Genomic DNA, 18,334 nt, shown 5'->3' with positions numbered 1-18,334 from the left:
GCTGTCGCCCCGCCCGGCTGTCGCCTGCGTGGCTGTCGCCCCGCCCGGCTGTCGCCTGCGTGGCTGTCGCCCCGCCCGGCTGTCGCCTGCGTGGCTGTCGCCCCGCCCGGCTGTCGCCTGCGTGGCTCACGCGCCTCACACCACTCGTCTCACGCCTGTTGGCTGACGCCTGGCGCCCGTGTGGCTCGCGCGCCTCACACTCGTGGCTCACACCTGTCGGCCGGCGTCCGTCGCCTCACGCCTGCCGGAGCAGGCGGTTCGCCGCTCGGCCGAACATCCGGCGGGACACCTGGCCGAGGACGCCGTCGAAGGCGCGGGGCAGGAAGCGCACCCACAGTTCCTCGCGCCACACCACCCGGCTGCGGCCCCCGGGCCCCGGTCGTACCTCGATCTCCGCCCAGCCGAGGATCACCCGGCCGCGTTTCTCCAGCCGGCACAAACCGCCCTCGTCGTCGGCGGGCGGGTGCCAGACCGTCACCTCCATCACGTCGTCGAAGGTGAGCGGGCCGACGCCCGAGCGGGCCACGAAGCGCGTGCCCTCCCGGGTCGGCGCGGGCGTGAGCACCCTGATCCGGGTCAGCGGGACCGCGTCGGCGTGGCGGGGCCATTCCGTGAGCCGGCGCCACGTCTCCTCGAGCGGGAGCGGCACGGTGCGTTCGAAAGAGAAGAAGGGCACGGCACGATCGTAGGCAACCGGCGCCGTCCACCTGCGCGTTCGCCCCCGGGTCACCTGTCCGGAGCAACGGTCGCCCGGCGCGGGCCGTACGCGTGGCCCGGCCCGCGGGGTCAGGGGCGGTAGACCTTGCCCGGCTCGGCCTTGCCGGGCGCCAGCAGCTGGGGGACCGTCACGAAGACGTAGCCGCGCGCCTTCAGCGCGTCGATGATGCCGGGCACGGCCGGCACGGTCCCCTGGTAGATGTCGTGCAGGAGGATGATGCCGTCCCGGGAAGCCTGGTCGAGGACCCGCTTGGTGATGAGCGCCGAGTCGGTGGTCGTGTAGTCCTTGGCGGTCACGCTCCACAGCACCTCCGCCAGGCCCAGTTCCTTGCTGATGGCGTGCACGTTCGCGTCGGTGCGGCCCTGGGGCGGGCGCATCAGCGTCGGCTTGTGCCCGGTGAGCCGCTCGATGGCGTCGTTCGGCCGCTTCAGCTCCTCGCGTATCCGCGCGTCGGATATCCGGGTCAGGATCTTGTGGTCCCAGGTGTGGCTCGCCACCTCGTGGCCCTCGTCCGCCATCCGCCGGACCAGCTCCGGGTACTTCTCGATATGCCGCTTGCCGAGCAGGAAGAAGGTGGCCGGGACCTTCCTCTCCTTGAGGATGTCCAGCAGGCGGGCGGAGTTCTCGCTGGGCCCCGCGTCGAAGGTGAGCGCGATGCACTTGGCCTCGCGGCAGTCGACGGTACCGAGCCGGGCCGGTGCCCCGTGCGCCGCCGCGGCGCGGGCGGCGCTGGGCGCGGTCGTGTCGACCTGGGCGCAGCCGGACAGCGTGAGCGCCAGGCAGGCCGCGGCGGACACGAGGGCGGAGAGAGGCAACCTCCGGCCCGCCCCGCGCGTCTTGCTGGTCGCGTGGCCCGGCGTGGAGATCGTGTCGGTCGAAAGAGGCATGCGCGGACTATACACTGTGTGTATAGAACGGACGTACGAATTTACCCCTGCGAGAACGCGGACCCTGCTGTCGCTCGCCCCAACCCCCGGCGCCCGCTCCGCATCAGTGCAACGACCCCGTGCACACCAGTGGTACCTGCCGGGTACGCGGAGTAACCTCGAGGGCATGACGCGCACGGGGGAGCGAGTCGTCACATCGCGCTTACGGACACCGTCCTGGATCGCGCGCATCGAGGCACCGGACGGCCGGGTCCTCGGCGCGGGCGTGCTCCTCGCCCCGGACCGCGTCCTCACCGCCGGTCACGTCGTCGACCCCGGCCCCCGCTACACCGTCCGCCTCGTCGGCGTGCCCGGCCTCGCCGCCGTCGCCGCCACGGTCCGCGCCGACGAACACGTACCCCAGCGCCGGGACGCCTTCGGCGACCGCAGCGGCGACCTCGCCCTGCTGCGCCTGGCCGCACCGCTGCCCACCGAGCACACCACCCGGCTCTACCGGCTCGCCGCACCGCACGGACCCGTCAGCATGTACGGCTTCCCCGACGGCGACGACGGCGGACGCTGGCACGGCGCCACCCTGGTCGCCGCCCGCGGCCGGGACAGCCAGGTGCAGCTGCGCCCGCTCACCCCCGGTGAACTCGCCGCCCCCGGCTTCAGCGGCGGCGGAGTCGTCGACCACGCCACCGACCAGGTCATCGGCATCGTCCTCAGCGTGGACGAGGGGCCGGGCTACGCCTTCAGCTACATGAGCCCCACCGAGACCATCCTCAGCCACCTCCCGCAGGTCGCCGCCTGGACCGACGGCGCCGAGGCCGTCGACCCGCGGCTGCGCAGCGACACCGGCGGCCCCACCGGCCGGCTCGACCTGCCCTTCGCCACCGAGCTCACCGCCTGGTTCCGCGGCGCGGGCTGGCCGGTACTCGTCACCGTCGTCCCCGCCGCCGGCGACCGCGCCTGGACCCTGCAACGGGCCGTCACCCTCGCCGACCGGGAACTGCGCACCCACCGCAACACCAGCGCCGTCAGCCACGACCCGCCCGAGACCGTGCCCCCCGCCGGGGCCCAGGATCTCGCCCTGGACGTCGCGGGACTCACCGCCGCCGAGGTCATGGACCGCATCGCCGAACGCCTCGGCATCCGCGACGACCCCCGGCCCGAACGGCTCGGCACCCTGCGCCTCCCGCTCGCCGCCGTCCTCGTCGCCGTCGACGAGGCCGCCGAACCCGACGCCGTGCTCGGCCTGCTGGACCGGCTCGCCCGGCAGGGGGCCCGGCTGCTGCTGGTGTTCCGCCGCCCCGGCGAGCGCGCCGCACACGCCACCGACCTGCTCGTCCACCGTCCGCTGCGCGAGCGCTGGACGCGCCTGAACAACGAACTGCGCCGGATCACCGACGAACTCGGGCCCGCGCTCGACGTACGCCAGGACCGCGTGCTGCCCGCCCACGGCACCCGGCACCTGCTCGACCGGGCCGAAGCCGGCGTACGGCGCACCCGCATGCTGCGCGCCTGGGTCGCCCACACCCCGGAACACGAACGCGAACCCGGGCGCGCCGAGCTGCTGTTCAGCTTCGAGGACGCCGTCGGCCGCCGCAGGCGGCGCCTGGAACAGGCCGTCGGCATGCTCGACGCCCGGCTGCGCCGCCGCGAGGAACTCCTCGGCCGGGTCGGCGCCGAATGGCCGCTGTGCCGGCAGCGGGCCACCGCCCACGGCGACCGGGTCGTGGAGGCCTACCGGCTCTACGAACACGCCCTGTCGCTGCTGCGGCACACCCCCTGCGACATCGAACGGGCCGAGAGCGCCGTCGAGGCGTTCGTCGGCTTCTGCTCCGCCCCCGCACCCGAAGAGGAGGGCGCGTCGTGACCTCGTGCCTCCGGCCCGGCTGCGCGGGCCGCATCATGGTCACCGGCTACTGCGGCACCTGCGGCCACCGGCACGCCGAGCCGCGCACCGCACCGCAGGAGCCGCCACCGGTCACCACCACCGAGGACACCGCCGGCCCGGCGGCCGTCCACGCCGTCGCCGGCATCGGCGGACTCGACCAGCACGGACTCGTCGTCCTGCCGGAGGTGCCCGTCCCCGACGACGTCCTCGTCAAGGACCCCCGCCCGCCCACCGGAGGCCGCCGCTGCGGCGCCGACGGCTGCACCATGATCATCGGCGTGGGCTACGGCGGCCAGCCCGCCCGCGACACCGGCCGCTGCCCCCGCTGCGGCACGCCGTACTCCTTCCTGCCCCAGCTCGCCCCGGGCGACGTCGTCGCCGGCCACTACCGGGTCCTCGGCTGCCTCGCCCACGGCGGCCTCGGCTGGATATACCTCGCCGAGGACACCGACGCCGACGGACACCGTGTCGTCCTCAAGGGCCAGATCAACGTGCGCGACGACCTCGCCCGGCAGGCAGCCGTCGAGGAACGCCGCTCCCTCACCGACCTCCACCACCCCGACATCGTCCGCCTCATCACCTACACCCAGCACCGGGCCCCCGGCCACCCGCCCACCGGCTACCTGGTCATGGACTACATCGGCGGACGCTCCCTCCAGCAGCTCTTCGACGCCGACGACGCCGAACGGATCTTCCACGGCCGCCCCCGCCTCGACCACGTCCTCACCTACGGCTGCAAGATCCTCGGCGCCCTCCGGTACATGCACGAACGCGGCCTGCTCTACTGCGACATGAAGCCCGCCAACGTCATCCACTTCGGCCGGGCGGTCAAGGTCGTCGACCTCGGCGCCGTCCGCGCCATCGGCGACCGCACCTCCGCCCACGTCCACACCGCCGGCTTCGCCCCGCCCCAGGAGGAGATCGACCGCCGCGGCTGGCACGTCGACAGCGACCTCTACACCGTCGGCATGACCCTCCAGGCCCTGGCCCGCGACACCGAACCCGCCCGCGGCCTCGCCCCCGACTCCTTCCGCCGCCTCGTCGACCGCGCCACCCACGCCGAACCCCGCGCCCGGTTCCGCTCGGCGGCCGAGATGTCCCGCCAGCTCTGGGAGGTCCTGCGCGAATACCGCTCCTTGCAGTTCGGCGAGCAACTGCCGGAAAGCTCCACCCGGTTCCGCGCCACCGGCGCCAGCCTCGACGCCGGACTCGGCGCCATCCCCGCCCTCGGCCACTGGACCGCCCGCCCCGGCGAGCGCCCCGCCGGCCTGGACGTCTCCCCGCCGCCCGCCGCCGAGGCCGCCGGCGCCCTGCCCGAACCGGTCCCCGACCCCGACGACGCCGCCGCCCTGCTGCTGGACACCTTCCCGCCCGACGCCCCCGACCGCGTCGCCCGGCAGTGGCCCCGCGAATCCCGCCTCGGCACCCCGGAGACCGCGCTGTGGCTGTGCCGCGCCTACCTCAGGAAAGGCGAACAGCAGGCGGCGGAGAGCTGGCTCGCCGAAGCCGAGACACAGCTCGGCGAACGCGCCGCCGCCCACGACTGGCGCATCGCCTGGCACCGGGGCGTCCTCCATCTCAGCAGGGACGAAGTGGCCCTGGCCGGCGCCCGCTTCGACGCCGTCTACCGCGCCCTGCCCGGCGAGTACGTGCCCAAGCTCGCCCTCGGTTACTGCGCCGAGCGCACTGGCGGCGGACGCCCGGCCCGGGCCATGCGGTTCTACGAGGCCGTCTGGAAACGGCACTCCGCGCACACGCCCGCCGCCTTCGGCCTGGCCCGCGGCCACCTCGCCGGCGGCGACCGGGACGCCGCCGTCCACGTCCTCGACGAGGTCCCCGCCACCTCCCGCCACCACGACGCCGCCCGCATCGCGGCCGTACGCGTCCGCGCCGGCGTCCTGCACGGCACCCCGGCCACCCTTGCCGACCTGCGCGACGCCGCCCAGCGGCTGCCCCGGCTCCGCCTCGACGGCGGGGCCGCGGCCGGCGAGTCCCGGGCCCGGCTGGTCGCCGAGGTCCGGGAGAACACCCTGCACAGCCGCCCGGCACCCGGCTGGGGCACCGGGTTCCCCGCCGGCGACCTCCTGGGCCCCGGCGACGAGGACAGCCTGCGCACCCTGCTGGAACAGTCCTTCCGGCAGCTCGCCGCGCAGGCCCGCACCGCCGGCGAACACGGCCGGCTGCTCGACCTGGCCCACGCCGTCCGGCCGATGACCACCTTCTGACCCACTCACACCCCCGGGAAGAGGCAGCGATGACCGTGGCCGAGGAGACCGAGGTGACGCTCGCGGTCGGCCAGCACAAGGAACTGCCCGCCGTGCCGGACGACGCGTCCGGACGCCGGCCCGAACAGGAGATGCACGCCATCCTGGAGATCGGGGTCAGGAGCCGGCCCGGCCCGCAGCACACCGGCGCGCCCGCGCCGGGCACCGGGCCCGCGCTCGCCGAGGTGCTGATCGTCGACACCTCCCGCTCGATGCTCCACCCCGCCGCCAAACTGCACGCCGCGAAGGACGCCACCGCGGCGGCGGTCCGGATGCTGCCCGACGGGACCGCCTTCGCCGTCCTCTCCGGACGGTTCGACGCCACCCTCGTCCACCCCGGGCCCGGCCGGCCCGTGCTCGCCGTCGCCGGGCCCGCCGAACGCGAGGCCGCCGAACGCGCCGTACGCATCCTGGACGCCGACGGCGGCACCGCCCTGGGCACCTGGCTCGACCTCGCGCGGCGCCTGCTCAAGGACCACCCCGCGCCCGTCAAACACGTCCTGCTGCTCACCGACGGGCGCAACGAACACGACCACCGGGCCGCCATGGCCCTGGACACCGCGCTCGACGCCTGCGAGGGCAGGTTCGTCTGCGACGCCTGGGGCATCGGCGACGACTGGGACGCCGAACTGCTGCTGCGCATCACCCGGCGGCTGCACGGCCGCGCCCACGCCGTCCGCGCTGAATCCGAACTGACCTCCGCCTACGAGGAGTTGATGGCCGGCTTGCTCGGTACGGCGGTGCCCGAACTGCGCATCCGGCTCACTCCCACCCCCGGCACGGTGATCCGCCAGGTCAAGCAGGTGGTGCCCGCCGAGCAGGACCTGCCGGCCGTCCCGGCCGGGTCCGGCGGGCGCGCCGTGGAGTACGTCACCCGCGCCTGGGGCGACGAGGTACGGCACTTCCAGGTCGTGCTGACCGCCGACCCGGCCGGCCGCGAGACCGACGAGGACCTCCAGCTCGCCGCCGTCGAGGTCGTCCTGCCCGGCTTCGGCCGGCCGGTACGGCTGCCCGCACCGCAGCCCGTCCTGGTGCGCTGGACCGACAACCCACGCGACGCCTCCCGGCAGCATCCCGGCGTGCGCCGGCACGAGCGGTACCAGCAGGCCGGCGCCGCCGTCGCCCGCGCCTACCGTGCCTGGCTGCGCGGTCCGGACGGCAGCGCCATGGCCGACCGTGCCCTCACCCAGGCGCTCGCCCTGGCCGACGAACTGGGCGACGCCCAACTCCGCGACGCGCTCCGGCGTATCGAGGCGACACCGGGGACCGGCCGCATCCGCCCCGGCCTCAAGGACGTCGACTGGCAACACCTGATCCTTTCCAGCGCCCTGACCACCCCGCCGGCCCGGACGACCGGGGGTGGCGCGTACCGGGCCGGCGCCGGTGATGCGTCCGGGACGCCCGGCGACGGCTCCGGGGTCCCCGCCGACGGAGCTCCGGCGGCGCGGGGCGCGGCTCCCGGGTCACCGAGAAGGGCCGCGGACGGGCGGCCGGGGAACGGTGGGGAGGGCCCGCCGGACGGCGATGGGAACGTACGGCCGGGGCCGGGGCTGCCCGCGCCGCGGGCAGACGGCGCCGACGGGCCGGCGGGCGACGAGGCCGCCGTACCGCCGGGGCTGCCCGCGCCTCCGACGGCCGGCGCACCCGCGAACCCCGGAGCCGCCACACCCGCACCCCTCGGGACGGACGCTCGCGTGTCGCCCGGGTCCGGTGTGCCCGTACGGTCTGGGGCGGTCGGCCGTGTGTCGCCGGAGGCGGGTGGGTCGGCACCGCCCGGGGTCGGTGTCCCCGTACGGCCCGGGGGCGGCGCCCCCGCCCCGCACACGCCCGATGACTTCCTGCCTCCCGAGGCCGACGACCGACCGTCCCCCGAGTCCGAGGACCCCCCGCCCCCCGAGGCCGAGTCCCCCGTACCGGCCGGAACCGGTGTCGCCCCTTCCGTGTTGCCCGGCGGCCCCGGCGCCCCGGAGGGCTCCCGTGCCCCCGCCGTCCCCGCCCTCCCCGTGCGTGCCGACGGGCTGGTGGAGTGTCCGGGGTGCCGGTGGCTCGGGCCGGCTGAGTCCGTGTACTGCGGCGGTGCCTGTGGGCGGCGGCTGAGGGAGATGTCGGAGTGAAGGGCGGCGAGGTGACGAGGGCCGGTGTCGGCAGGGGCACCGGCGGGTCCGGGGCGCCGTGGCCGCCGCGCAGGCGCCCGCGGGCCGCCGATGCCGCGTCCGCCCGGGCGGAACGCAACCCGCTCACCCGGCTCCTCGGTCCCGGCCGGCGGCCGCCGGAGGGCGGCAGTACGACCGCGTACGACCTCGCGGTACGCCGCCGCCTGCTGCTGGGCCTGTCGATCCTGCTCACGCTGTCCCTGTTCCTGTCGTACCAGGGCGTGCACGGCGACGCCGACCCGCTGCGCACCGCCAGCGCCCCGGCCGTGCTGTCCCTCGACACCGCGCAGTACGCCCTCGCCCAGGCCGAGCGGGACGCCGGAGCGGCGGCACCGACCAGCGACTTCCAGAAGCAGATCTCGGTCGCCGCACACAGCCTCGCCGCGGCCGCCGGTGACGACGTCGGCGGCCCGGCGGGCCGGCAGGCCCTGCTGACGGTCGCCGGGCTGATCACCGTGTACGCCGTGAAGGTGCAGCAGTCCCAGCTCCAGCCGGACGAGGACGTGCTGCGCAAGGCCTACCGCGGCTACGCCACCAGCATCCTGAGCGATGACGGCTCGGGCATACAGGCCCGGCTGACGGTCCTCCAGCGCCAGCAGCGCGCCGCCGTGCACCGGCAGACCTCGTTCGGCCCGCTGCTGTGGCTCGCCTGGACCGTGACGCTGCTGCTGGCCCTCGCTCTGGCCGCCGCGCTGGTGGAGACCCAGCTCTTCCTCCGCCGCCGCTTCCGGCGCCGCTACAACCGGCACCTCATCGCGGCCGGCGTCCTGCTGCTCGGCGGGGTGGTCGTGACCGTGCTGTTCACCGTGTGGACCCAGCAGGGCATGGCGGACACCCGCGCCCTGCTCGGACGCGGGCCGGGCGGACCGGACATCACCGACGCGAGGCGGGACACCGCCTCGTACCTCGCGCACACCGGCTTCCGTGCGGCAGCCGCGGTGTGGATCCTGATAGGAGGCGTCCTGCTCATGGCACTGGCCGAGACGGGACTGCGACGGCACATCGACGACTACCGGTTCAGGCCCCGGTGAGCGCGCGGCACAGCGGTCCCGCGCCGGCCGCCCCCGGGCGACACCCCCGTCCCTCCCGCCGCCTCGTCCGCGTCGTCACGCTGGTGGCGACCTGTCTGGCCGTCCTGGTGGCGGCCGTCGTGGTGGGCGTACGCACCCTCGGGCGGGAGCCCTCCGTCACCCTGCTGGCCAACTGGACCGGCGACGACGAACGCAGGTTCCGCAAGGCGGTGATCGAGCCGTTCGAACGCGAGTACCACATCCGGGTCGAGTACCAGGGCAGCTCCGCCGAGAACCAGGTGCTGGGCGCCGACGTGGAGGCCGGGACGCCGCCCGACGTGGTGGTGCTCACCGGTCCCGGTGAACTCGCCGAGTACGCCCGGCAGAAGAACCTCGTCGCCCTGGAGGACCTCATCCCGCCCGGCGCCTTCGGGGCGTCCTGGGCCACGCCGCTCGCGGACGGGCACGTGTACTGGTTCCCGCTCAAGGCCGACCTGAAGAGCATCGTCTGGTATCCGGCCGGTGTCGGCGCACAGCAGCGCGCCAAGATGGCGAAGCAGCCGGCCCAGTGGTGTGTCGGCATGGGCTCCGGCGCCACCAGTGGCTGGCCCGGCACGGACTGGATCGAGGACATCCTGCTCCAGCAGTCCGGCCCGCGCGTCTACACGCAGTGGGCGCGCGGCGACCTGTCCTGGCGTTCGCAGCCGGTCCGACGGGCGTGGACGACCTGGCGCGAGCTGATCGGTGCCGGCGGCGAGCGGGCGCTCGTCCGGCGGGCCCTGATGACCCCGTACGACGAGGCGTCCCGGCCGATCACCACGGTCCCGCGCGGCTGCACCCTCGAACACCAGGCGGCGTTCATCCGCCAGCAGACCCGCTGGGAACGCGCCGACGGCCGGTACGAGCCCTCCGCCCGCCGCATCCCCGGGGCCACCGGCAACACCGCGTGGGAGGTGTCCGGAGACCTGGTCGCCCTGCTGCACTCGACCCCGGAGGCGGAGCGGCTGATCAGCTACCTCGCCTCCGCCGACGCCCAACGCGCGTGGAGCGTGGCGGAATCCGGCTTCTCCGTCAACGCCGAGGCGCAGCCCGCCCCCGGCAGCGCCGGTCCCGCCTGGCACCGCTCCCTCGCGGGCATCCTCATCGACGACCACGCGGTGCACTGCTTCGACGCCTCCGACGCGATGCCGCCGTCGGTGCGCGACGCCTTCGCCGAGGCGACCATCGAGTTCCTCGCCCACCCCGGTCACCTGGAGGCCCTGCTGCGCTCCCTGGACACCCTCAGCGGCACCCCGGGCCTGACCTGGGTCCCCTCGGTGTGCGACCGCGTGCCGTGAACCGCCCGGCGCGTCCCCGCCGGCCGCCGCGATCCCCTACAGCCAGTCCCGCCGCTTGAACACCAGGTACAGCGCGGTGCACACCACCGCCATCAGGCCGATCGCGAAGGGATAACCGAACAGCCAGTGCAGCTCCGGCATGTGGTCGAAGTTCATGCCGTAGATCGTGCCGACGAGGGTGGGCGCGAACAGGATCGCCGCCCATGACGAGATCTTCTTGAAGTCGTCACCCTCACGCGGCTGACCTGCGGAAACCGTCTGCACCGGTGCCCCGACCTGCGACGATCGGCCTTTCCGGCCCTTTCGCGGTACTGCCCGTTTGTACGGCCGACCCTCCCCAGCCGCTCCCCAATGGGGCTTCATTCTCCCCAGATTCTCCCCAGCGGAGGCTGTGTCTGAGGGAGGATCGCCGCTGGTCGGGACCGCGATCTGCCTGCCATGACAGGCTAGGCGACGTGGGGGTAGCTGGGCAGAGCAGGTGGCCGCTGTTTGCATGGAGGGTGTTCGAGGTTGGGTGCGGCTGCTCGGTTACCGAGAACGTGCATCCGAGTGGGCCAAGGCGCAGCGTCACCCTGGCACGGCCACAGCCGTTAGCTCGCCGTCCCCGAGGTGCAGCCAGCCCCGGTCGGGGGCGATGGGCCGGCCAATGGCGGAGTCTCCGATTCTGACGCCGATCGCATTGCCTGCGCTCCGCTCCTGTGGGGACAGCAGAAGGCCACGATGTACCTTCATGGTTTCTCCAAGCCAGCCGAGGTCGACCGGGAGCTCGTCTTCACGGAGGGCCACGACCAGGGCCGTACCTTCCTGGAAGCCGTGCTGTACCACGCTCTCCAGAAGACGCCTCGCATCGCACTTGGTAGGGACGTCCCGCGTCGTCGATCACCACGATGACAGGTGATTCGGGGGATGCAGGCATCAGGAATTTCGCCAGTGCTTCCGTTCCAATCGTGCACGTGTGATCAGTCGGCACTCCTCCTTCGGAGGGGGGCGATGGTTCGGCAAGGCCAGGCACGGCTGCCGCCTCAGGCGGCCACGTCCACGCTGTGCCCTTGGGCTTCCCGTTGCCGTCGGCAACCGTTGCGTCTTGCGGAGAGACGGGTGGGTTCTTGACCATGTCGCCTATGACGAACCAAGCGCTGATCGGGCTGCTTACAGCGGCCTTCCTGGTGTATTTGGGCTACCGACTGGGGGCGGCCGATACGATCCGGCGGCGCGATCGCGATCTTGAAGTGATGCGCAATCAGGTTGATGCTCACTTGCGCTTCGCGGATCAGCAGCTCCAAGCGCAGAGGGAGGTGGAACGCGAGCGCTACGTCCAAGAGCGGGTGGAAGGAGCCTACGAAGCGCTGGGTCGCTGGTTGCATGACCTGGACCGGACCATCGACGAAGTATGGGCAGGAGCCCACGCGACAGATACAGCAATCCGCACGAAAGCTGAGTTGATCGTACGGCGGTGGCCTTGGGAGGCGCTGGGCGTGCCCGAGTACGCGAGCGGCGCGCAGCTCTACTGGAGTAGTGAGGTGCGGGCGTTGACTCGGAAGTTTGCCGGCGCATCAGCGCGATTCACTAACCGAGCGACAGGTGCCCTGACACACAGTGGCGACTGCGAGGAACTGCAGGATGTCCGAGTAAGGCTGTGGGAGTCGGTCAACGACATGCACGGCATCTTGGGCGAGGTTCGAGACCAGGCTCGTCGCGACCTAGGAGTCCAATAGGGGTCCTACGGCGACAAGGTTCGACTCCCGGCGGCCTGTCGCCGCCACCAACCCCGACGTGGGGGGCGCTGAGGGGCGTTCTCAACGAACAAGGGCGTCGCGACCAGCAGGCGGTGGGCGAACTGCGGCGGGCCTGCATCCATAAGGATCTTCGCGTATCCACGCATCCGGTTCCGGCGGGGCGGCGGATACTCGCGACTCATCCACGCGTATACGCCGTAGGCGGCTGCCTCGATGCTGTCGACCGGCCGCCGGTTGGGCACAATCTCGGTCAGGAACTCGGGAATCACGCCGATGCCCTGTGCGTCGCGTCGCGCGATCTCACCGATGATCTCGTGCAGCCACGAGGTGTCCGAACCCATTCGCCCGGCAGATTCGGCCTGAACGCGCAAATGCTGAACCGATCCACACAGCAGCACGCCATTGTCGGCAGCTGCGGGACCTGCCGAAGGGAAGGATCCCACGAACAGCACCACGTCGTCCGGAACCGTCCCGCTGTCCTCGTGCACTGTTCTGAGCGCCAGATCGAGATCGAGATGGACCCACTGGTTCGGACGCAGGTTTGGTAGGTCCAGGCTGCTTGGAGCGTGGTGCTTGACGAGGCGGTCAACAGCACGCTCCAGGCCGGCTTCGGTGACTTGCGTACTGGACGCTGAAGTTCCGAGGTTGATTTGGGCTGTCAAGGGTCCTATCGGCGCCTGGAGCGAACCGTTGAGGAGCGGGAAGCGGGGGTCGGTGGCTCCCAGGAGGCACGCGTTGAGTTTCTGTTCCGACAAGTAGATCAGATCACGCATCTTTGCCCCCACCGAAGCCCTATCTGTAACCAGATCATCGGTCGCATGGACGTCCATTAAAACGCGTCCGGTTCCGGGACCGCGCGCCGTCGAGACGGAGACCACGTCGCCGCGGGGCAGGGTCCCCCCACCTCCTGGGCAGCGTCACCACGGCACCTAACCAAGCGGCCCGCACGGCCGCCGTCACCGACAGTGGAACGACCGCACCCGCACGTCCTGAACCGTCATGCGGCAAGGAGCACGATGCCCCGCAGATCACCCCACCGGCTGGTGGGCCCGTATGCTCCAGCGGCCTCCCAAGGCGGACACGACTGAGGAAGGGCCCCGATCCCTCGCCCGCGTCGAGATCATGATCAGGGCTCCCTGATTGATGCGGTCGGTTCTCCCCAGATTCTCCCAAGCGGAGCCTGCGTTTGAAGGAGGACCGCCGCTGCTCGAGCCGCCTGCCGTCACAGGCAATGCAAGGCAGTGGCAGAGGGGCAGGGCATGTCGTCTCTTCGCTCGGTGGTAGATCGCGACCCGCACCCCCGATGGCAACCGGACCAAGCCCGAGTAGCAGCTGTCTTGGTATGGCGGTGAGTGCAGCCATGGCGGTTGATTCAGCGGAATGCTTGTTCAATGCCGAAGACCAGTTGGTGGGCTTGGGGCCATCCGGCCTCGATGAAGACGTCGCAGATTTCGCGGAGGGCAGTCAGGTTTTCAGGGATCCTCAGGATGGCCCGGTGGTCGGCGAGGATGCGTTCCGCGAACTTGACGCAGGTGCTGACGGCGAGGGTGTCTGCCGTGTAGCCGCTTTGGGTTCCTGTCGTGGTGAGGATGTCCCGTACGCCGATGAGGCCCTGCTGAGGGCGTTGGTCCAGGACGTGCTCGTAGATCTGGACGAGGTGGTGGGTGACCTTTGCGACGGGGACCGCCATGAGCAGGTGCATCAGTGGCGTGGCTTCGTCGACGAGTTTGACCTGCTCCTCTGCGTGCTGGCCATCACCGGAGTCACCTGGCTTGGTGGCCACGTAGATCTGGAGGGCGATGGAGTCGGCCAGAAGGAGTTGTACTCGCAGGTCCCGCTGCTCGACGTCCGTCAGTGCTTGGGTTCGCTTGAGTAGAGATGTGATCCTGGCCATGGCTGGCTCAGCCAACTGAAAGTACAGGTCCAGTGCTCGTGTCCTGACTGCGGGATCGCTATCGGTGAGCGCCCCGCGCAGGCTATGGATGCACGTCAACCATGGTTCTGTGCCCGACCACTGTTCTGCCATGTGGGTGACAGCGTTGTTGGCCTCGGGCATGGCGTGGTGGACCCACAGGAGCCCGGCTGTTGTTGTACACGTGGCTGCCGCAGAATTCCGGTCGGCTGTTGGGGCGATGCGTGCCGTTACGCGGGTGAGTAACTCTATTCCGCGGTGCCAGTTGCCCATGGAGCGGCAAGCTGAATCGACTGTCGCGCCGAGTACGGCCTCGTCGTTGTCCTGGTCGGCCAAGCGGTTCAGGAGCTCCCAGGCGAGGGCTGGGTCAGTGTGGCGGAGATAGCCGGCCGCCTGGGCGACGGTGAGTCTGATCCAACCGACGGGATCTGCGGCGAGTCCCTGGAGGGCTGAGGTGAGCTGCGGGCCGTACTGCTCCGGGAGGCGGCCCAGCTGGAGCAGGCCGCGTGCGGCGTCGCCGCGGGGACCTTGGGGGATGAGGGTGTCGAAGTGGGCGTTTTCCGTGGTGGGTTCGGGCCGTCGATGTACGGCAAAGGCCAGCAGCATGTCCCGGGCCTGCGTCAGCATGTCGGCCGGGGTCTGGGCGTTGCGTGTCCAGATTTCCGCGGCTCGTGCCAGGAGGTCTTCCGATTCGTCGCGGACAGTGTCTGAGAGAGCACCGAGCATGCCCCACAGCTCGGTGGCTTCAGGGAGGCTGGACGTGATCTCTGATACTTCGGGGACGCCGTTGAGGTGCCGGTCGGTGAACTCGCGGAGCACTGTGATGAGGTCCCGGGCAGCTAAGGTTGAGGGGGCCTCGTCTGCGCTGGAGGCCGCAGAAATCGGCTCCCAGCTTGGGTCTGTGTCATCCCAGCCGTCCCGGTCACCCTCCTCGGGTGACCGGTCAGCCGTTGTACCAGGATGGTTCGTGGACAAGGAGTCAACGAGCGCTTGGTAGCGCCGGGCCGCTGCGGTCGATTCGGGGTCATCTGAGCCGACGGCCGTGGGCTTGAGTGCCTGGACGGCGTCCTTGAGCGCGACTGACTGCTCAGGATCGAGGTCAGGATGGGCTGCTCGGATGAGTGTGGCCGCGGGGCCGAAGAGGTCGGGGACGATTAGGCCTGTCACCATGGTGGCGGGCTCTTCGAAAAGCGACTGCCGAAGAGCGGGGTTGTCGGCTGCTGCCAGCAGGATGCGCCGCCACACGCTGGCAGCTTGCGGCGCGGACGCCGCCGCTCCGACGATGGCCTGAATGCGCACCTCGTCCGTCACGGAAGCGTGCCTCTGGAAAGTATCGAGTAGTTCTGGCAGATCCCGTCCTGCGGGACTGAATGAGAAGTCCCACCGCCGTGAGTCATCGACGATGATCTCGACAGGGTTGCAGTCAAGTCGAACCGTCGCGGTCGGCGCGTCTGGGCGCTCCGTGAGGCTGAGCCTGGTGAGGATTGACAGGGCGACCGCGATGTTCCACCGCAGTACGTCCGGGAAGCTTTGGACCAGGCTGTACTTGGATGAGTCGAAGTCCTGTTGGCGGGTGGATTGCAGGGTGAGGACAGCTCCCGAGCCCATACGTGTGGCTTCGGATGACGTCTCCTTGTGGCTCAGCACTGCCACATACAGGTCCTCGACAACTCCGGGCACGTGATCGATCAGCCGCTCGATGCTGTCTGTCAGGGCGAATAGGTCGTGGTAGCCGCGTTCGGCGAGTTGTCCCGGGTCGATGGCCCGGCGAAGCAGAGCCTCCGTTGCCGCGGGGTCGCTTGCTGCGGTCTGGGTGACGGCGGTGATTGCCAGTCGTGCCCCAGACACGGGTGGCCGGGCCCACAGATGTTCCAGCAGCCGGCGTGAGGCGAGGCCGCACGCCGGCTGATGCTCGGGCCCCAGGGCTTGGTAATGCGGAGCGAGGTTTAGGACCAGGTCTCCCAGTGCCTGCAGGGCGGCCGCGGGATAGCGCGAGAGCCGTTCGGCGATTGCCGCCCATACCCCTGTGCCGGGAAGCGTCGGGTTGGCGATTCTGATGGAGACAGCGATGGCCGCTGCCTGTAGGAGGCGCTGCGCTGCGGGGATGGCGTTCGACGTAGCTTCGAGTAGGGGCTCGAGGTCCGCAGGGCTTCGCGTGTTGCGGGCCATGACCTCGGCGGCGGCGGTCATGGCCATCGGGCTTGTTCCCGGATCGGCGAGCTTCAGGACCAGCTCAGAGAACACTGCTGGCCCCTGGTTCCAGGCCATGTCCAGGTACATGTCGATGCTGGGACGGGCGAACAGGAGGAGATCCGGGTCTTCCTGTAGGCACTCGTGCAGGCCTCCACTGAATGCTTCGAAGTACACCAGTGCGACCGCGTAGTCGAAGAGCACGTGGTGCGCGAACTGCAGGGGCCCCCGACTGGATCCGCCCGCGATGCTGGGCGCAGAGGCGAGGACTGACCGAGACAGCAGCGATTGGAGGACGGTGGCTGCAGCGGTGTTGCCGGACAGGATCTGTTGGGCCGGTACAGTCAAGCGCCGTTCGCGTACCGCGTTTGCGCACAGCTTTGCGAGCAGGGCCTCGCGGGCGCTTCCGTCCTGGCCCTCGCTGATTCGGCTTTGCCAGTAGCGGTTCAAGAGATCGAGGCGGCTGCCAACGCCAGCGAGCCCGGCAGGAGATACCCCGTCCTGGAGCAGTTCGGCGGCCAGACGCAGATTGAAGGGGTTCCGAAGAAGGTGCCGCTGGTCGTCGTTGGAGCCGTCAATCAGGTCTCCGAGTTCAGGAAAGGCGCTGCTGACCTGTGCGACTTCCTCGTCGTCCAAATCATCCACATCAACTGGACCTGCAGGGAAGGCAGTGCGCAGCTGAGGAGAGTGGGAAAGGTCCCAGGTGCGGATCGAAGCAACGACCCGCCAGTGAGGCAGCCGACGGCCCACGTTCGTGATGGTCGACCTCCAGAGCCCGGAGGATGCATCGGTCCGCGCCGCGTCGAGAGCGTCGATGACAAGCAGCCCAGCCTCACCGGGGGACCACTGGGCCAGGACCTCGAGGAGCGGGTGTTGAAGTCCCAACTCGGACTGCAGGTTTCCCGCGCTGGTCGCTGCAAGGCTGCCCACCTGGAGGAAGAGCACGGGGCGCTGAGCGTCACGCGCCGTCGATGCAATCTTGTGGAGGATGACAGTCTTGCCCGTGCCGGGGCCACCCACAACGAGGAAAGACTCCGCCAAGGACCGTTCGACTAGCCCCGAGGCCGAGCTGCGGCTGATCGTCACGGCTCCTTGTGGCGTGGGGACCGAGGTAAGCCCACTGGCCAGCTGCTCGATACTCTCGTCGGTGAGGTGCGTGAGCCGGGCCACGTCCCGCGTGAAGTTCAGAAGTGTTGCGAGAGCAACCCCACTCACGATGAGTGACTCCTGTAGCTGCTCCAATCCTGCTTCCCCATGGTTGATGGCCAACTGCCTGCAGGTGCTGAGCAAGACATTCCATGCGGCGGTTGCCTGCCCGGCCTCGGCGATCACAGATGTGCGAAGCCGGTCGAGAACTCCTACTTCAGCAGCGCCCCCCACCTCCACATCGAGAGTCCACACGTAGCACTGCCTCAGGAAGCCTTCAAGCTCAGAAGCAGAAGGCGCTGTGTCGCGCTGCTGATCCCACTCCCTTGCCGCATGAGCAGTGAACGTCTTGTACGCGGTCACCTGTTTTGCGTTGAGCTGGAGCGCGGCGATGTCGGATCCGACCGGGCTGTTCCTCAGTCGCTGCAGAACCTGTTCAAGGTCGTTCCTGACTGCCCCGGAAGCCTCTGAGGTCGTCACGAGGACGAGCCGGTCATCATCGTGCTCAGGTAGCAGGTGCTGAGCGACGAACTGTTTTACGGTCTTGGCTAGTTCACTGGATTCCGCAGTGCCCAAGGTGATTGATCGTTTGGCTTGGAGCGCCAGGGTGACGCCATCCGTGGTGTGTACCCTGCAGTCGTCGACAGGCTCGCCTGTCTCGCACGCGACCTGCTCGACCGCGCCGGTCCACAGGCCCTGCACCGGTGCTGCGGCCTCGCTGGCGAGGATGGCGACGGCGAACCATGCAGCGACGCGGTCCTGGAAGTCAAATCCGCCAGCTCCGGCGCTACCACCCGCGTCCGAGCGTGCTGACGAGTTCTCGTTCACATGCCGCTCCTCGATCTGTTTCACCCGGGGCGTCGACTCTATCTCCGACCGCCGGACGATCTGCGCGATGCCGTTGTCGAAGGCCGGCAGATCGATGCCACCGACGTCCTAATCGACGAGTGCTCGATGACGTGCCCACCGTGGAAGGGGAGGAGAGCGCCGTCGGGAGTGAGACGGCCCCGCAGTGGCACCTGGAGGACCCCCGAACGGTACGTCCTCCAGTACGACAGCCGATTCGGCCGCCGCTTCTTGGCCACAGTGATCGTCATGACCA

General features: G+C 70.6%; 10 protein-coding genes and 1 pseudogene. 6 read left to right on the top strand and 5 right to left on the bottom strand.

Features of this window, described 5'->3' with window-relative positions; translation table 11 throughout:
- Positions 1 to 235: 235 nt before the first annotated feature.
- Complete coding sequence (locus ABZ117_RS03230; RefSeq protein ID WP_356816861.1) at positions 236 to 676, bottom strand: SRPBCC family protein; 441 nt, start codon at positions 674 to 676, stop codon at positions 236 to 238.
- A gap of 110 nt (positions 677 to 786) precedes the next feature.
- Entirely contained in the window at positions 787 to 1,605 is an 819-nt protein-coding gene (locus ABZ117_RS03225) for a polysaccharide deacetylase family protein (protein WP_356816860.1), read from the bottom strand.
- A gap of 166 nt (positions 1,606 to 1,771) precedes the next feature.
- Between ABZ117_RS03225 and ABZ117_RS03220 the strand changes: the two genes are divergently transcribed.
- The 5 genes from ABZ117_RS03220 to ABZ117_RS03200 all read left to right on the top strand — a co-directional run bounded on the left by ABZ117_RS03220 (position 1,772) and on the right by ABZ117_RS03200 (position 10,248).
- Positions 1,772 to 3,463, top strand: a complete 1,692-nt coding sequence (locus ABZ117_RS03220) for a trypsin-like peptidase domain-containing protein (RefSeq protein ID WP_356816858.1) — start codon at positions 1,772 to 1,774, stop codon at positions 3,461 to 3,463.
- Positions 3,460 to 5,709 carry a tetratricopeptide repeat protein gene (locus tag ABZ117_RS03215; RefSeq protein ID WP_356816857.1) on the top strand — a complete coding sequence of 750 codons (2,250 nt, stop codon included), beginning with the start codon at positions 3,460 to 3,462 and terminating at the stop codon, positions 5,707 to 5,709. The genes ABZ117_RS03220 and ABZ117_RS03215 overlap by 4 nt, the downstream gene beginning before the upstream one ends.
- Before the next feature lie 29 nt (positions 5,710 to 5,738).
- Complete coding sequence (locus ABZ117_RS03210) at positions 5,739 to 7,862, top strand: VWA domain-containing protein (protein ID WP_356816855.1); 2,124 nt, start codon at positions 5,739 to 5,741, stop codon at positions 7,860 to 7,862.
- Positions 7,859 to 8,932: a hypothetical protein gene (locus ABZ117_RS03205; RefSeq protein ID WP_356816853.1), complete on the top strand. Its 1,074-nt coding sequence runs from the start codon at positions 7,859 to 7,861 to the stop codon at positions 8,930 to 8,932. The genes ABZ117_RS03210 and ABZ117_RS03205 overlap by 4 nt, the downstream gene beginning before the upstream one ends.
- A gap of 83 nt (positions 8,933 to 9,015) precedes the next feature.
- Positions 9,016 to 10,248: an ABC transporter substrate-binding protein gene (locus tag ABZ117_RS03200; RefSeq protein WP_356816851.1), complete on the top strand. Its 1,233-nt coding sequence runs from the start codon at positions 9,016 to 9,018 to the stop codon at positions 10,246 to 10,248.
- 36 nt (positions 10,249 to 10,284) lie between these two features.
- Here ABZ117_RS03200 and ABZ117_RS03195 read toward each other — a convergent pair.
- Positions 10,285 to 10,476: pseudogene (locus ABZ117_RS03195) on the bottom strand (CorA family divalent cation transporter); the annotation flags it as partial.
- Between the two features lie 893 nt (positions 10,477 to 11,369).
- On the opposite strand from ABZ117_RS03195, the gene ABZ117_RS03190 reads away from it, so the two are divergent.
- Positions 11,370 to 11,963 carry a hypothetical protein gene (locus tag ABZ117_RS03190; protein ID WP_356816849.1) on the top strand — a complete coding sequence of 198 codons (594 nt, stop codon included), beginning with the start codon at positions 11,370 to 11,372 and terminating at the stop codon, positions 11,961 to 11,963.
- A 5-nt stretch (positions 11,964 to 11,968) separates the two neighbouring features.
- On the opposite strand, the gene ABZ117_RS03185 is transcribed toward ABZ117_RS03190, so the two are convergent.
- Both ABZ117_RS03185 and ABZ117_RS03180 read right to left on the bottom strand, forming a co-directional pair.
- Positions 11,969 to 12,757, bottom strand: coding sequence for an SAVMC3_10250 family protein (locus ABZ117_RS03185; RefSeq protein ID WP_356816847.1), 789 nt, complete (start codon positions 12,755 to 12,757; stop codon positions 11,969 to 11,971).
- A gap of 599 nt (positions 12,758 to 13,356) precedes the next feature.
- Positions 13,357 to 18,084: an ATP-binding protein gene (locus ABZ117_RS03180; RefSeq protein ID WP_356816845.1), complete on the bottom strand. Its 4,728-nt coding sequence runs from the start codon at positions 18,082 to 18,084 to the stop codon at positions 13,357 to 13,359.
- Positions 18,085 to 18,334: the final 250 nt, after the last annotated feature.

The organism is Streptomyces sp. NPDC006309 (genome assembly GCF_040613095.1).
Taxonomy (GTDB): domain Bacteria; phylum Actinomycetota; class Actinomycetes; order Streptomycetales; family Streptomycetaceae; genus Streptomyces.
The sequence above is the reverse complement of the archived record's forward strand: the minus strand, read 5'-3'. Positions and strand labels throughout refer to the sequence as shown.

Excerpts from the sequence above, each read along its gene's own strand:
- ABZ117_RS03225 (WP_356816860.1), bottom strand. The coding sequence starts at position 1,605 with ATGCCTCTTTCGACCGACACGATCTCCACGCCGGGCCACGCGACCAGC.
- ABZ117_RS03210 (WP_356816855.1), top strand. The coding sequence starts at position 5,739 with ATGACCGTGGCCGAGGAGACCGAGGTGACGCTCGCGGTCGGCCAGCAC.
- ABZ117_RS03190 (WP_356816849.1), top strand. The coding sequence starts at position 11,370 with ATGACGAACCAAGCGCTGATCGGGCTGCTTACAGCGGCCTTCCTGGTG.
- ABZ117_RS03220 (WP_356816858.1), top strand. The coding sequence starts at position 1,772 with ATGACGCGCACGGGGGAGCGAGTCGTCACATCGCGCTTACGGACACCG.
- ABZ117_RS03185 (WP_356816847.1), bottom strand. The coding sequence starts at position 12,757 with ATGCGTGATCTGATCTACTTGTCGGAACAGAAACTCAACGCGTGCCTC.